This window comes from Adhaeribacter pallidiroseus, from assembly GCF_003340495.1.
Taxonomy (GTDB): Bacteria; Bacteroidota; Bacteroidia; order Cytophagales; family Hymenobacteraceae; genus Adhaeribacter; species Adhaeribacter pallidiroseus.
On the sequence record NZ_QASA01000001.1, the window covers coordinates 3590782 to 3605416 of the forward strand.

15 protein-coding genes are annotated in these 14635 nt (G+C 42.9%); 6 read left to right on the plus strand and 9 right to left on the minus strand.

The features are described 5' to 3' along the window. Positions 1-194: 194 nt before the first annotated feature. Together AHMF7616_RS14280 and AHMF7616_RS14285 are read left to right on the plus strand one after the other, a co-directional pair. Positions 195-920 carry a DUF3891 family protein gene (locus tag AHMF7616_RS14280; RefSeq protein WP_115373503.1) on the plus strand — a complete coding sequence of 242 codons (726 nt, stop codon included), beginning with the start codon at positions 195-197 and terminating at the stop codon, positions 918-920. Between the two features lie 283 nt (positions 921-1203). Continuing rightward, entirely contained in the window at positions 1204-2658 is a 1455-nt protein-coding gene (locus AHMF7616_RS14285) for a DUF4403 family protein (RefSeq protein WP_233507563.1), read from the plus strand. 98 nt (positions 2659-2756) lie between these two features. On the opposite strand, the gene AHMF7616_RS14290 is transcribed toward AHMF7616_RS14285, so the two are convergent. Next, positions 2757-3824: an acyltransferase family protein gene (locus AHMF7616_RS14290; protein ID WP_115373504.1), complete on the minus strand. Its 1068-nt coding sequence runs from the start codon at positions 3822-3824 to the stop codon at positions 2757-2759. A 384-nt stretch (positions 3825-4208) separates the two neighbouring features. Here AHMF7616_RS14290 and AHMF7616_RS14295 point away from each other — a divergent pair, with 384 nt between their 5' ends. From AHMF7616_RS14295 to AHMF7616_RS14310, 4 genes are all read left to right on the plus strand, one after another. Further along, the gene (locus tag AHMF7616_RS14295; protein WP_115373505.1) at positions 4209-4445 is read left to right on the plus strand and encodes a heavy-metal-associated domain-containing protein; all 237 of its coding nucleotides are present in this window, start codon (positions 4209-4211) and stop codon (positions 4443-4445) included. Between the two features lie 38 nt (positions 4446-4483). Continuing rightward, on the plus strand, positions 4484-5818 hold the full coding sequence (locus tag AHMF7616_RS14300) for an MBL fold metallo-hydrolase (protein WP_115373506.1): 1335 nt from the start codon (positions 4484-4486) through the stop codon (positions 5816-5818). A 172-nt stretch (positions 5819-5990) separates the two neighbouring features. Further along, positions 5991-7115 carry a sensor histidine kinase gene (locus AHMF7616_RS14305; RefSeq protein ID WP_115373507.1) on the plus strand — a complete coding sequence of 375 codons (1125 nt, stop codon included), beginning with the start codon at positions 5991-5993 and terminating at the stop codon, positions 7113-7115. A gap of 38 nt (positions 7116-7153) precedes the next feature. Next, positions 7154-7867: a LytR/AlgR family response regulator transcription factor gene (locus AHMF7616_RS14310; RefSeq protein WP_115375619.1), complete on the plus strand. Its 714-nt coding sequence runs from the start codon at positions 7154-7156 to the stop codon at positions 7865-7867. Positions 7868-7939: 72 nt separating this feature from the next. On the opposite strand, the gene AHMF7616_RS14315 is transcribed toward AHMF7616_RS14310, so the two are convergent. From AHMF7616_RS14315 to AHMF7616_RS14350, 8 genes are all read right to left on the minus strand, one after another. Next, positions 7940-8662: a pirin family protein gene (locus tag AHMF7616_RS14315; protein ID WP_115373508.1), complete on the minus strand. Its 723-nt coding sequence runs from the start codon at positions 8660-8662 to the stop codon at positions 7940-7942. Between the two features lie 4 nt (positions 8663-8666). After that, complete coding sequence (locus tag AHMF7616_RS14320; RefSeq protein ID WP_115375620.1) at positions 8667-9173, minus strand: hypothetical protein; 507 nt, start codon at positions 9171-9173, stop codon at positions 8667-8669. Between the two features lie 59 nt (positions 9174-9232). Beyond that, complete coding sequence (locus AHMF7616_RS14325; RefSeq protein ID WP_115373509.1) at positions 9233-9970, minus strand: dioxygenase family protein; 738 nt, start codon at positions 9968-9970, stop codon at positions 9233-9235. Positions 9971-10374: 404 nt separating this feature from the next. Further along, a complete protein-coding gene (locus tag AHMF7616_RS14330) occupies positions 10375-10653 on the minus strand; it encodes a hypothetical protein (RefSeq protein ID WP_115373510.1) in 279 nt (92 codons plus the stop codon). A gap of 424 nt (positions 10654-11077) precedes the next feature. Next, positions 11078-11329: a hypothetical protein gene (locus AHMF7616_RS14335; protein ID WP_115373511.1), complete on the minus strand. Its 252-nt coding sequence runs from the start codon at positions 11327-11329 to the stop codon at positions 11078-11080. Between the two features lie 42 nt (positions 11330-11371). Then, entirely contained in the window at positions 11372-11587 is a 216-nt protein-coding gene (locus tag AHMF7616_RS14340) for a hypothetical protein (protein ID WP_115373512.1), read from the minus strand. A gap of 304 nt (positions 11588-11891) precedes the next feature. Next, complete coding sequence (locus AHMF7616_RS14345; protein ID WP_115373513.1) at positions 11892-13052, minus strand: mannonate dehydratase; 1161 nt, start codon at positions 13050-13052, stop codon at positions 11892-11894. Between the two features lie 188 nt (positions 13053-13240). Further along, positions 13241-14428: a mannonate dehydratase gene (locus tag AHMF7616_RS14350; RefSeq protein WP_199474240.1), complete on the minus strand. Its 1188-nt coding sequence runs from the start codon at positions 14426-14428 to the stop codon at positions 13241-13243. Positions 14429-14635 lie beyond the last annotated feature (207 nt).

Consider the following 14635-nt stretch of genomic DNA (forward strand, 5'->3'; position numbering starts at 1 on the left):
AGTTTCTTTATAATTCTCCTTCAGATCTCATCAGTAATATCCCTTTTTCCATCATCTTTCTATAATAAAATACAAGCTCTAACTTTAGCGCGTAAATAAAATTAGTGTATTCCTAAAAATTAAACAGGTAAGCGGCTAAACCTTCCGATCTCCAGTTAAGTTAAACAATCCAGACTTATACTTACTACTGGATTATGATTGTGAACTTGGTGCAGGAAGGCTGGGAAATTATTTACCAACAAGCCCACGCTTTACTAGCGGCGCAGATTGCTTTTGCGTGGCGCGAAGCTGACCGCCCCACGCGCTGGGTAGATACCCTAGCGGCCATTGCGCAGCACGATGATGGCCAACGCTACTGGGCTGGTAAGCATGGTTTAACTACCGCAGGGGCACCCGCTAATTTTACCATGTTACCTTTTTCGCTGGATCAGGCGCACCAGGTTATGGAAGAGGCTCGTTTTCAGGGACAATGGCGTTCTTTGCTGACTTCCATGCACCTTTCTTTTTTGTACGAAGAGTTGCGCGGTAAAGACCGGAGTACCGATAATTTCCTGGATGAACAAATTCAAAGCCAGGCAAACTGGCGTAAATTTTTAAAAATTACAAAAAAAGAAGCGCAAAAAGCCTACGATTTAATGCAATGGTGCGACCGCTTATCGCTGATTTTGTGCCGTCGGGAATTGCCCGAAGCCGAGCGGGCCTTGGAGATAAGCATTGGGCCGGATGGGAGCCGCTACGATGTGTGGCAGTTAAATAGCGGTGTTATTCAAGTAGCGCCTTGGCCTTTTGAGTTCCATAATTTCTCTGTTTCCATAGAAGCTTCGTACCTCGCGCAACTGCAGTTTGCATCAGAAGAGGAATTAACAGCGGCCTTACGCCAGGCACCCATTCACACGAAGCACTGGGAACTGTCTAAATAACACTTATAATTTTTTAAAATTCCAATTTAGTTGTACTAAACTCAGAAAACAGCTAAATTTTAATACTTTGCTAAAGATCTCACCAACACGTGTAAATTTTAATAATTGTATTTTAACCGTAATTTTTAGAGCTAAATACCCGCCAGATTTAAAAAAAACGAAGCTTGATTCCTAGGTTCTAACGAGTAAAACTAAACTATCCCTATTCCCCACGCGTTACAGCCTTGATCTAGAAGTTAATTGTCCGAAAGAATTTTAACTTTGCTGCGTTTTTTTAAATTTTATGATGCTTTCTCTTTTTAATACTTATAACCGGTTAATCTTTTTTTTAAACTGCGTTTTATTCTTGTCGGCTTGCCAGGAAACGGCTACTATTAAAGCCACGGCTCCTAGCTTGCCGGTAACCGCAGCGCCTGCTTTTAAACGCAAGCTGTCTACGGTTACCGTTCCGGTTTCTTTTCAAACGGCCAGCCTCGAGAACAAACTCAACCAAGAACTAAACGGCATATTATACAAAGACGATAATCTGGAAGGTGATAATCTGGCGGTTACCGTAAGTAAAACCGGTCGGTTAGGCATAAGGGCAGAACAAAACAGAATTTATTTTACGGTACCTTTACACATTTTTGCGAAAGGCCGGTGGCAATGGGAACCCTGTAAAATATGCCCCAAAATAGATAAAAGCGAAAGCACCGAGTTTGACGTAGTGGTAAAAACCGAAAGCTTGCTCTCGTTTACCGAAGATTATAAGGTAAAAACCGTTACTACCGGCGATTTTGACTGGGGCGCCACCAAACCTACTCTAACCATTGGTCCGTTGCAAATTGGATTAGCCCGATTTGTAGAACCTGCCATGCAGAACCAGATGGCCCGTTTGTCGGGTATGCTGGACCAGGAAATTCAAAACCGCCTTAATATTAAACAGTATGTGCAAGAAGCTTGGTTAAAGTTACAACAACCTATTCAGCTGGACAAAACATATAATGCCTGGCTAACGGTTACGCCTCAGGATATTCGTATTTCGCCGTTACAAGCCGCGAATGGGCAATTAAACCTGCGCATTGGGTTTAACTCTTTTATTGAAACCGTTACTAACGGCAAACCCCAGGCAAAAGTAAATCCTAATCTTCCTAAACTAATAACCGACAATCGTTTAACGGATAACGTGCAAATAGGCTTAATTGGCGAGGTACCTTACGCTCACGCTACCCAGCTTTTAAAAGAACAAGTAACCGGTAAAACGTATCATTTCGAAAATGGAAAGCAACAAATTACGGTAAATAACGCCGAAATAAGTGGCAGTGGGGATAAACTGGTGGTAATGCTGGATGTAAACGGCCAGGCCAAAACCGGTTTGTTTACCAAGAAAATTGTAGGTAAAGTGTTTTTAAAAGCTATCCCGTACTACGATGCCGCCACCAGCAGTATCCGGGTCCGTGACGTGGATTACGATTTAAAAACCAAAGACCAATTGCTAAAAACGGCTAGCTGGCTGGCCAAAGGCCGGTTTATTCATAACCTACAAGAACAAATTAATTTTCCGGTAAAAACGCAATTAGAGCAGGCCCGCAGTATGCTGCAAAAATCCCTGGATCAATCGGCCCGCATCAACGACAATGTATTACTAAAAGGTACTATCCGCTCCTTTACGCCCGATAATATCTATCTTACGCCTACTTCTATTAAAGCGGTAGTAAACGCCCAAGGCAATTTAATGGTGCAGATTGTAAAAATTTAAAAATTAATGGCCTGAGAAGCATAACTGGGTAGTGCGGACAACTGCGGGTACAAAGGGTAGCTGGGTGACTTACGTTTTATAGGTGGTTTTCAGTTGTTTTAAATGTTACTGGCGTGGGGCATAGGCGTTCCCGCCGGCAGAATTGCTTTATCTTCGTAAGACTGCCTTAATTCTTTGATTTGTTGATGGCTATACGTTACGAGTAAGGCACCTGCCATTATGAAAAAGAACCGTCCGCTGCTGGTAGTTGCCAGGTAAGAGGGCAACGAGGCCCCAAACAACCGGATGTAATAAACAAAAATAATATGCCAGAAATAAACCCAGGCGGAGTTTCTGGAAAGAAATATAATGAGCTGGCTGTTGCCAAATTTTTTAAAAAAAGTATAATCCAGCAACCGGTAAAGCAGAAAACTCACAAACAACCCGTACGACAGGTAATACAATTGGGGCGGATACTTGAACGCCTGAACTGTTGAAAAATCATTTTGATAACTCAGGAACAGAAAAAGGCCTAAAAACCCCAGGCAAGCGCCGGTAACTTCCCGCTGACTTAGTTTGGTAAGCCGGATCCCTAACGCTACAATAAAACTATAACTTACGCCGTAGATAATAACTTCGGCATACAGGGTTCGGGCCACGCCGTCCAGGTAATGGTTTATATTATCTAAGGCCTTGTACACCACCGGCAAAGCATCGTGTACATACAATAACAGGGCGTAACCCGCATAGCTGCCCGCGATTAACAAATAATAAAGCAAATTGCTCTTTACCCGCTTACTTATTTTTAAAATAAACGGGCTTAACAAGGCCACCAAAAAAGATATTTTAATAATCCAAACGTAGCCAATACCATTGGTTAGAGCGTACGATTGCATTATTTTAGCCCCACTGAAGTAATACTTTTGGCCGGTAGCCACCGCAACGAAGTAAAAAAGAATAAAAAATAAAGTCAGGAAGGTCCAGGCCGGCACTACCAACCGCTGAAACCGCTTTTTTACGTATTGGGGGTAAGAGATATTTTTTTCAGCGCTACTTAAGTAAAAAGAATGACCTAGTAAGAGCATCATCAAAACCACGTTAAAATTACGTATTTCAAAGATTCCACTATGGGGTTTACTATGGCCTAAAATAATACATGTAATGGCGATGGCCCGTAATAGGTCTATTTTAGGGTCTCTTTTTTTATATTTGTTTTCAAATTACCTCCAGATTTGAAGTACAAATTTATAAACAATTATTTATATTATTTATAAAATATATATTAAAATTTATATATAATATTAACTTGTTCCTCCTGGTTTAAGTTTTCCGTCGTTTTGGCTTTGAATAAAGAAATGTTACCAAGCGATGTCTTAGGTATTACCAACCCAAAAGTACCCTTTGAATATTAATTAAGGAATTAAAAGCTTTCTATTTAAAAAGCCCGATGTGCATGTGCCTGTAATAAGGGTACCTGGTGGGTGATTGAAATTTTACACAATTCTGTAAAAACCTTGTAACTGGTAACAGCTAGCTACTCCTTATTTTTGCCGGATAAAAATTTAAAAATCATGAAAACTTTAAAATTTAAAACCAATATTAACTGCGCCAATTGTGTGGCAACCGCTAAACCCTACCTGGATGCTTTACCCGCTCCAACTACTTGGGAAGTAGATACCGCCAATCCCGAGAAAATATTAACCGTGCAAGGAGAAGCTGTTTCGGTGCCCGATGTTATTGAAAAAGTAAAGCAGGCCGGCTTTAAAATAGAAGAACAAAAAAGCTTATTCGGCAAATTATTTTCGTAAATCGTTAACTTGCGGCCCTTACTTTAATTAGATATGGTATGCGCATAGAGCAGTTCGAAGATAAAGGCTTGGCCCATTTCTCTTATGTAATCAGCAGCGAAGGGCAAATGGCGGTAATAGATCCGGCCCGTAATCCGCAGCCTTACTACGATTACGCCAACCTGCACGATTTGTGTTTAATAGCCGTGATTGAAACCCACCCGCACGCGGATTTTGTGAGCAGCCACCAGGAAATTGCCCATACCAAAGAAGCAACCATTTACGCCAGCAAACTTACCGGTGCGGCCTATGCGCATAAAACCTTCGACGAAGGCGACAGCCTCCAAATTGGCGAGATTACCCTGCACGCCCTAAATACCCCGGGGCACTCGCCGGATAGCATTTCGGTGCTGGTGAAAGACGAAAACAACCAGGCAGTGGCGCTTTTCTCCGGCGACACCTTGTTTATCGGCGATGTAGGCCGCCCTGACTTACGGGAAAACACTGGTAGCATTACTGCCAAACGCGAAGAACTGGCCCGGCAAATGTATTATTCTATTCGCGAAAAAATTATGGCATTGCCTGATACTGTTACCGTATACCCCGCCCACGGGGCAGGCTCTTTGTGCGGCAAAGGCATGAGTGAAGCCAAACAAAGCTCCATTGGAGCCGAAAAAAAAAGCAATCCGGCGTTGCAACCCATGTCGGAAACCGATTTTTTAAAATATTTACTCGCCGACCAGCCTTTTGTACCCAAATATTTTCCGTTTGCCGTGGACCTGAACAAACACGGCGCGCCATCTTACCGGCAAAGCCTGGCGCAGGTACCTTATTTACCGCCGCACAGTGCGTTTGATAAAAACACGCTACTCATCGATACCCGACCGCAGCAATTATTTAAGCAAGGGCATATACCCGGGGCCATTAATTTGCAGGATGGTTTAAAGTTTGAAACTTGGCTAGGGTCGGTTGTTGGGCCCCAGGAAAAATTTTACGTAATCGCGGAATCAGAAGAAGCTTTAGAAACCATAATTGCCAAAACAGCTAAAATCGGGTACGAACGCCAAATAAAAGGCGGTTTGATAAATCCGGCTAACCAAACCGAGAAATCAGCCTTAGTTGATGTGGATGTATTTAAAAACAATCCGGATGCCTATACCATTATTGACATCCGAAACCACAACGAAGTAAAAGAAGGTAAGTTTTTCCCTACTGCCCTAGTTATTCCTTTACCGGAATTGCGCGAAGCCGTAAACGCTATTCCCACCAACAAACCAATTCTGGTGCATTGCGCCGGTGGTTATCGTTCGGCCGCTGGGGCCTCTATCATCGCCCGTAAAATTAAAGATCAACCGGTGTACGATTTAAGCGAAGCTGTTAAAGATTTTTCCTAAGGTAGTTTCGGGAAAACGAAAAAAGAAAACAATTAAGGCGCAGCATTTTTAAGCAGAGCCGGTAGCAGAAGCATGGCTGGTCTGGCTTTTATTTTTTCCTCGTTCGTCGATACATTTTGCTTTTTTACCGATACTTAAAAGCGGCTTATCCTGCAATTCTGTTCTTTTACTTATGTTTCGTTCGAAGGCGTTTACGCTGTTTACCCATGCTTTATGTTGGCTGCTTTTTTTTAGCCTGCCTTTACTTTTTTTAAATCAGCGGTCCGAAACGGAGCAGTTTACCGCTATTATTCAAACACTGGCTTACTGGCTGTTTTACGGGTGTTATATTGGGCTTTTTTACCTACACGGCTACGTGCTCCTGCCCCGTTTTTTCCTGCAAAAAAAATATTTTGCCTACGCAGGCTTGCTGCTATTACTTTTTACCGCGGTGTACTTTCTCCGGCCTTTCGATAATTTAATCTCACATGTATCGCGAATCGCCCCCGCGAAGCCCGTGACCGGTCCTTTTTCGGACAAACGACCCGTTCCTCCGTTAAACCAACCACCGCCCCCACCTTTTCATAATCCGGACCGCCCTAACCCACCCCGTAACGGAGCACCGGTACGATTAGATATTGTGAGTATCTTTTTGTTTATCATGATTGTAACTTTAAGCATGGCCGTAGAAATAACCCAACAATGGCGCACTACGCAACAACGAGCCTTGCTGGCCGAAACCGATAAAGCCAAGGCCGAGCTATCGTTTTTAAAAGCGCAGATTAATCCGCATTTTTTATTTAATATTTTAAATAATATTTATTCCTTAGCCATTACCCAGAACGAAAACACCGCCGAGGCGATTCTGAAACTATCGAATTTGATGCGGTATTTAACGGATGAAGTAACCGCCGATTTTGTAGATTTAAAAGCCGAAGTAGCTTGCATGCAGGATTATATTGCTTTGCAACAGCTGCGTTTAAGCAAAAAAGTAAAGGTCAACTTTACAGTAACGGGTAATCTGGCCGAAAAAAAAATTGCGCCGCTGGTGCTTATTCCTTTTATCGAAAACGTTTTTAAATACGGGGTTAGTAACCGCGAAGAATCAAACATAGCTATTAGCTTACGAGCCGAAGAGCAAACAATTACTTTTTACTGCCAAAACCCGATTTTTCTGCACCAAACCAATCGGGAACGAACCGGCATTGGCCTGGCAAACACCCGCGAACGCCTGCAGCACTTATACCCGGATAATTACCAGTTAACCATTACCAGCGAAAACCAGCTTTTTACCGTAAGCCTTATTTTACCGGTTTAGCTTACCCACTCTTGCTTAAAAAAAATTTAAAAATAGCCTTGAAAAGTGCACCCGTAAGATGTGTCGCGGTAGACGATGAACCATTAGCCTTAGATATTATAACGGCTTACGTGGCCCGCTTGCCCGCGATTACCTTAATTCAAACGTTTGATGATGCCCTGGCGGCTTCGGAATTTTTACGAACGACAGAGATTGATTTGTTATTTGTGGATATTAACATGCCGGATATATCCGGGATTGATCTGGTGCGATCCCTGGCAATTAAACCATTAATTATTTTTACCACCGCTTATAAAAACTTTGCCTACGAAGGTTTTCAATTGGAAGCAGTAGATTATTTATTAAAGCCAATTGCCTTTGAACCATTCGTGAAAGCCGTAAACAAAGCCATTGATTTTCTGGAATTAAAAAATAAACCCAAGTCGGAGCCCGAAGAAAGCTTGTACGTGCATTCGGAATACCGGCTGCTAAAAATAAATTTGCGCGACATAGAATACATCGAAAGCCTGGAAGATTACATAAAAATTCATGTAACCGGCGCCCGTCCTATTCTGACTTTGCTTTCCATGAAAAAGGTTCTGGAAAAGCTACCCGACGCAAAATTTAAAAGAATTCACCGCAGTTTTATTGTGCCTATGGCCCAGGTTACCGCTATTCAAAACCGAAAAGCTATTTTGCTATCGGGTAAAGAATTGCCCATCAGCGATTCCTACACCGGCTTTATCCAGGATTGGCACCAAACAATTTTATAAGATGCAGTTATTTTTAAAATTACCAGAGCTTATTGTTATCCATAAGATTAGGCTTAACCTTATTTTTTAAATTTAATTTTCGGCACGTGGCCACTCCAGTATTAAAATAATGGCGTTATTACTTAAAGCTTCCAGTTCTACTTGGGGGGTATCCCACAGGGATAACCCGTCTTTTTCGTGCAATAACCGGCCTTCGGCTTCAAAAGCGCCAGCCAGTACAAAAGCAAAGAAAAACTGCTGATTATCCTCTAAAGGGTAAGTAATTTCTTGTCGCCCGGCAAACCGCCCCAAGCTTAACCTGAATTTATAATCAGGAACATTAGGTACGGAGTTGCCGGGTATTATTTCGGTAAGGGGGTTGCCGGGATCGTCGAGCGTGAAAGGTATCAGGTTCGTAAAAACTTCTGCAATCCCATTTTTCGCGCGTAGCCGAACTTGTAAGAAACAGATATTATCCTGGGCATACGGATTTACCAGCTGAAAGGAATAAGGCGCCGGTGCGGTTAGGATTAGTACCTGACCAACTTCTACGGGCATCAGGGCATTGGCGGGAGTACTTAGATTTACAGCCCCGGTTACCGGAATAATCAGGATGTGCGAGGCCTGGTCCAGGTGATAGGTTAAATTTTGGGATCCAGCCAAGGTTTCTTCGTTTACCAGGTACAAATCTCCGTAAGGTTGTTTATGTTCCTGATAAAAATCTTGGTAGTTAAATGTGCTAAACCGTTGCAGGTGGGGCGTTTGCCAGTGGCCACGTTGGTCAGCGAGGTAAATTTTACCGGGTATTTGCTTCATAATTTTAGGCTGTTTCGGTTTGAAGCGAGTAAATGGTTAAATAAGGTTGCAGCGCCAATAAATGCGTCAGGGTTATTTGCCCGATTGCCCGCTTATCCGAAACCAACAAATACTGGTGAACGGTATCGTGCCAAACCAAAGGTTCGGAATAAAAGTTAATGGCTACCTGGTGCTTGCTTTTATCCTGAATATCCGAGTTAATGATCTCAAATTGAAAATGATCAAATTGCAGGAAATGCTTGCCGAGGGTATTCAGGATATCCGGAACTATCTGGTTTAGCTGCTGCACGTACCCGATAATGGCCGCGCTCACTAAAAAATGCAGTTGTTCGGCACCTGGGGCATGTTGCATTAATTCGGCAAAAGAGCGGTATTTCTTTTCTGGGTTATACAGCTGAGCCTGCATTTTAAATTCGGCGTAACTATCTTCAAAAACCAGCTTTTCCCAAGGCTTTACTGCGGTCGACTGGATGATTTTCCGGTAACACAGCGTAATAATTCTATTGGCCATAACCATAAAAAAGAAAGCGTTAAAGCCGATCTTTTAACGCTTTTTTAAAATTTTTAAATTTAAGCAGCCACGTTTAGTTTAATGGCCAGTTTAAAGCCATTGGTGGTATCGCCGGTAACGGTGGCTATTTCCACGCCCGCACTATCGTCGCTAAACACATTATCTTTAGCATTGTAGGTATAGCCATTGAGCCCTTTTTTATAACCATTTACCGCCGCAACGGCACTGTTACTACCTTCCGGAAAAGCAATTTGCGTTACTTTTAAGGAGGTACCGCTGGCATTGTAGATATGCACGTGCATGTGAGTGGCCCGGCCGTTGTACCATCCCGGAAAAATAGTGGTAAAAGTAACCAGCCCGTTGGCGTCGGTAACCTGCCGGCCGCGTAAAAAATGGACCGCTTGCAGATTAGTAGATTGCATTCCTGAACCACCGTATTCCGAATAATTGCCGTCGGCATCGCAGTGCCAAATGTCCACGATGGCGTTCGCCAACCCCGCGCAGCTATTATTTATATTGCCAATCGTAATTTTCGCCGTTAGTTTATAACCAGTGCGGCCATCGGTAATATCGCTGCGCACGTAAGAAGCCGGACTTTTGGTCGGGAAAGGGCCTTCTGTTTCGGAGGGAGCTACCGTGCAAGTGCCGGAATCAGTACCGGTAGTAGTGTCGGCTCCGGTTCCGGAAGTGTTGGTAGTGGGAGTAACGGTATCGGCCTCTTTATCGCAGGCCGATAAAACTACCGGAGTAGCAATGGTGCCGAGGAGCAAACTCTTTAAAAAGCTTTTTCTTTCCATGATACAATTTTGTTATTGCGTTTGTTAATTAGTTAAGCAAATTTGCATCACCGGAGCGCTGGTAACAATAAAGTATCGGCCAACAGCACTTTTGTATCGACGAAAGCTTTTGTTTTGCTATCCGGAATAAACGATAAGTACAAAACGCTACAAATTTATTGTACCCTCATTTTAAATCACTAGAACATAACTTATTTAAAAATCAAGGTCTTAGCATCGCCACTCTATCTGCTCCCCCTTATGGTTAATTTCTAATCCAGCTTAATCATAAGTAAATTTGTATCGGAGTATTAGCCTTAACAAAGATGGCCTGGCACCGGAAAAGACGGGAGTTTAAACAAACAAAAAGGCGGAGGAGCAATATAACAATTGCTCCCCCGCCTTTTATTATTTTATAATTAAAACTAAGCGTTAATCGTCTCTGGTTTAAAAATTACGTAATGTTTGTTTTCATGGTAAGCCCGGTAGGTAATGCCATTCTGGTTGCAGAAATAGCTTAATTTATCTTCGGTGCTGCGTTTCAAGGGTTGGTGCCCGATTAACCCGAAAGCCAATAACCGGCTGGTGTCCGTGGAAGGATCGGGGGGAAATAAATCTTGTAAATAATCGCCGCTCACATATACCGGTGATTGATGAGCAGATTTTGCTAGTTCTCTGGTTTGTTGAAAAGTAAATGAAAACATTTTTTTACCCCTTTCTATTTTTAGTAATCTGGTTGGTTTAATTGATTAATGCAATTTTAGTTAAAGTTTCAAATAAGGCGATACACTATTTTACAAAAGGATAGTTCCCCCATTTATGAATAAACAATATTCAATCTTTATCTAAAATAAACAATACTTTTTACCCATTTTAAAGGTATATATTCTTGATTATTTTCAAATTTACCAACCATTTTATATATTTGAATTTTTAGATATTTACTAAAAAAGTTTCTGCCTAAGCGGATTGCCAAACCAAGCGAACTGTGCAGTTTATATACAAAATATCCTATATTAAAATATTTACCGATACCCCAGTACAGGCTGGGTTTAGCAGATAAAAATTTAAAAATTATCTTACTCCGACAAAGCTACACGACGCTTACGAACTACTTTAACCTGGTATTTATTTGATGGTAGATTCTATGACCTGGGCAATGGCTTGCAGCAAACCAATATCTATTTTTGAACTATTGTTTAATTGCGATTCGTCCAGAATGGCGCGGTAATTTTGATCTTCGTCGGGTTCAAAGGAAATCAGGTGGCCATCTACTTCTACCTCCAGTTTGTGGGTATATCCGCTCATTAAAAGCCGGGAAGTAAAGTCACGCTCCTCGCCTTGGTAGGTAACGGGTATGGCAAAATATTCATCGTCCATGCGGATTTGAGTTGATAAGGTTGGTATGAGGTTTAAATAAAGTTATTCAATTTCGCGGGCGTGCTCGTAGTCCTGAAAATCATCCAGGTTCCGGTAATTAGGCAAGTTTCTATCTTTCGGCATAATCGCCCAACCTTCCGCCTGATCCGGCGCTGATTGAATGGTATTACTTTCCAGCCATTGCGCCTGCTGATCAGCCGGAACATCCCGCAGGGCATAGGCCATATACTCTTCGTAAGTTAATTTATTATCCGGCATAAAGAAGGCTTTTAAATAATCCTTACGTGTAAATTTTAGATTTGATTTACCTTCACACAAGCTTTAACAAAACAACTTCTCTGGCAAACCTGGCAAATAAAATTTTTGCGGTTCAACAAGCTAGATGAGTTAGGCTCATGCAGCTGCATTTAACATTTTTAGTTAACCGCAGAGATAGAAATTAAAAAAACAGCCCCTGTAGCTTCACAGCTAAAAGCCGTTTGTACCACTAAGGCTGTTTTTTTAATTTTTACTGTTTTTATCCGGGTACCTTCGCATAAAGTTACAAAACCCAGACTCGCTTTTAAGATTTCCGGGCACCTTTGGCTACCGACTCCATTAAACCACGCATGTAGCCAATCGCGAATAAATTACCCAAAGTCATATAGCCCGGGCGGGTGTTCTCTTCGCCGGCCATGGTGGGCACGTGGTCCGGGCGAATAGCGCCTTTAAAGCCGATTTCGTAGTAAGCTTTCATAGATTCGTACATATCAATCTGGCCTTCGTCGTGGAAAGTTTCGGTGAACTTGGTGCTGGGCAGTTTGCCGCTTAAATCCTGTACGTTCCGGAAATGCACAAAATGAATTTTACCGGCTTTGCCCCAGCGCCGCACCAGCGACGGAATATCGGTACCCATTAAAGCAAAATTGCCCTGGCACAAGGTTACGCCGTTAAAATCGCTCGGCATAATTTTCAACATCCGGTCGAAGCTTTCGACGGTGTTCATAATCCGGGAAATACCTTGGATGCTATGCACCTGCGGATCATCGGGGTGCAAAGCCAGCTTCATTTCAATCTTTTCGGCTTCGGGTACTACGGCTTTCAGGAAGTACTCCAGGTTCTTCCACATGGTTTCTTTGGTTACTTCGCCGTATTTGGTGAGTGGTTTATTCTTGATGTCGTCGTAATCAAAAGCGGTTACCAGCGCGCCACCCCGGGCGGGCCGGTCCATTTGCGTACGGGCCCAGCTAATTACCGGCATCCAGTTGTAGCAAATTACGTTGACACCCGCTTTTTTTAAATTTTTCATGAACGTAATGAAGTTGGCAATTTCTTCATCGCGCCCATCTAAACCCAACTTGGTTTTTTCGCCCAAGGACGGTGGACCTTCTACTACCGTGTAATTTAAACCTACTTTTTTCCAGGCTTCTTTTACGCCGGCAATAGCTTGATATTCCCAAGGTTTTACGTTCGTTAAGCCGGTTAAACGGGTATCTATGCCGGCTACCGCCCCTAAAGCATCCATTTGCTTCGCCAGTTCTATTAATTGCTTGTTGGCCTCAATACCCGCAAAATAAGCGGTACTCATTTCCATGCCGGCGTCTTTAGCCATGGATTGTAAAGCCCCATTCGCTTTGGCATTTTCCGTTACCGAATGAGCTACAGCAGTGCTAATGCCGCCTACCGAAAGTGCGGCAGCCAGCGAAGCACTTTTTTTAATAAAATCCCTACGATTTTCTTTCATGATGTTTATTCAACTAGTATTTACTTGCTTTTGAGATGGTTATTCTTGGTAGAAAATTTAAAAATGCCATTTGCTTTGCAGAGGAATCAGATTTCAACAGTTTACTTTAAAAAAGACACCTCGCATCCTTTAAAGCATGCATTTTACGAAATTATCCGTATTTAAGCAATTATAAATTAATCTAATAATCAAGCACTTACTGCGGCATCTTTTAACGAAACCACCGCTTGCATCATGGCTTTGGTATAGGCTACGTTATAGGCTTGCGCCGCATAACCGCCGCCACCCGGATATTGGTTTTTAATCCCCCCGGCGTGTTCTTTGTCATAACTAATTTCGCGGGGATGTTCGGGATAAATGCCGAACTTATAATTTAAACCAAAAATTTCCTGCATAACGGCGAACATGTTTACCTGGCCTTCGTCGAAGAAAACTTCGGAGTATTTTACATAAGGTTTTTCCACGGTTACATTGCGGTAGTGGATATGGTTGATGCGGTCACGGGAACCCAGGTAACGGAGCACTTCCAAAGGATCTTCGCCGGTTTCGCGGGTTACCCCGCAGTCGTAGGTCATACCATTGGCGGGGCTGTCCACAATCTGAATTAAGCGTTGCCAATCTTTAAAGGTAGCCATAATCTGGGCATGGCCGTGGCTCACCGGAATCGGCGGATCGTTGGGGTGCAACGCCATCCGGACGCCGGCTTTTTCGGCTACCGGAATAACAGCTTTTAAGAAATACGTTAAATTTGCCCAGAGCATTTCGGCGGTTTGCGGGGTACCCAATTTGGGATCGGTAGGCAGATTCCTGCCTTTTTCGTAATCAAAACTGGTGTTGCCAGCCCCACCCCGCGTATCTTCGCGGTAGTAGCCTTCCATGAGCCGGTGCGCGTAAAAATTATACTCTACTACTGGTAAACCAACCGTGCCGGCAGCTCGCAAAGAGTCCTGAATCTGTTTAATTTCTTCGTCGCGTCCTTTCCGCCCGTAAATAGTATGCGGGTGGCCGCCAATCATCATGTTAATCACGGTTAAGCCTTCGGCCTTAAACCGGTTTATAATTTTCCGAAGGCTTTCCTCCGTCCAGGGAATAGGTGGGCCACCCATTAAAACATAATCTACCCCTATTTGCTTCAGTTGCCGCATTTCGGCTACCGAGGCATCATTACTTACGCCTACCGTTAACCGGGGCATATTTTCGCCTATCTTTATGGGCCACTCCGCTATTTTCGTCTTACTATTGACGCCGGCGGTTCTAACGGCAGTGCTGTTTTCTGTTTCCTGATTGCCCGTTTTGGAACAGGCATTTAAGCCTACAACCGAAAGAGCAGCCAAAGTGGTACTTTTTTTTAAAAATTCGCGGCGGTTATCATTCATGTTTTTCAAATTTAAGGTGGGTAGATGAAAGAATGCATTCATGGAAAAAGAAAGTAGCCGTTGAAAGCCGGACGAACCAGGATGGAAAGTTTATTACCCCAGAAGAGTAGTTAAGCCCTGGTGCCATAAGAAGCATAAAATTAAATGCTCCTTATGGCACCAGAACTTAACTACTGCTTTTTATTCAGAGCATTAGTAAATATTTAA

Excerpts from the sequence above, each read along its gene's own strand:
- AHMF7616_RS14280 (WP_115373503.1), top strand. The coding sequence starts at position 195 with ATGATTGTGAACTTGGTGCAGGAAGGCTGGGAAATTATTTACCAACAA.
- AHMF7616_RS14285 (WP_233507563.1), top strand. The coding sequence starts at position 1,204 with ATGATGCTTTCTCTTTTTAATACTTATAACCGGTTAATCTTTTTTTTA.
- AHMF7616_RS14295 (WP_115373505.1), top strand. The coding sequence starts at position 4,209 with ATGAAAACTTTAAAATTTAAAACCAATATTAACTGCGCCAATTGTGTG.
- AHMF7616_RS14300 (WP_115373506.1), top strand. The coding sequence starts at position 4,484 with ATGCGCATAGAGCAGTTCGAAGATAAAGGCTTGGCCCATTTCTCTTAT.
- AHMF7616_RS14305 (WP_115373507.1), top strand. The coding sequence starts at position 5,991 with ATGTTTCGTTCGAAGGCGTTTACGCTGTTTACCCATGCTTTATGTTGG.
- AHMF7616_RS14315 (WP_115373508.1), bottom strand. The coding sequence starts at position 8,662 with ATGAAGCAAATACCCGGTAAAATTTACCTCGCTGACCAACGTGGCCAC.
- AHMF7616_RS14320 (WP_115375620.1), bottom strand. The coding sequence starts at position 9,173 with ATGGCCAATAGAATTATTACGCTGTGTTACCGGAAAATCATCCAGTCG.
- AHMF7616_RS14325 (WP_115373509.1), bottom strand. The coding sequence starts at position 9,970 with ATGGAAAGAAAAAGCTTTTTAAAGAGTTTGCTCCTCGGCACCATTGCT.
- AHMF7616_RS14330 (WP_115373510.1), bottom strand. The coding sequence starts at position 10,653 with ATGTTTTCATTTACTTTTCAACAAACCAGAGAACTAGCAAAATCTGCT.
- AHMF7616_RS14335 (WP_115373511.1), bottom strand. The coding sequence starts at position 11,329 with ATGGACGATGAATATTTTGCCATACCCGTTACCTACCAAGGCGAGGAG.
- AHMF7616_RS14340 (WP_115373512.1), bottom strand. The coding sequence starts at position 11,587 with ATGCCGGATAATAAATTAACTTACGAAGAGTATATGGCCTATGCCCTG.
- AHMF7616_RS14345 (WP_115373513.1), bottom strand. The coding sequence starts at position 13,052 with ATGAAAGAAAATCGTAGGGATTTTATTAAAAAAAGTGCTTCGCTGGCT.
- AHMF7616_RS14350 (WP_199474240.1), bottom strand. The coding sequence starts at position 14,428 with ATGAATGATAACCGCCGCGAATTTTTAAAAAAAAGTACCACTTTGGCT.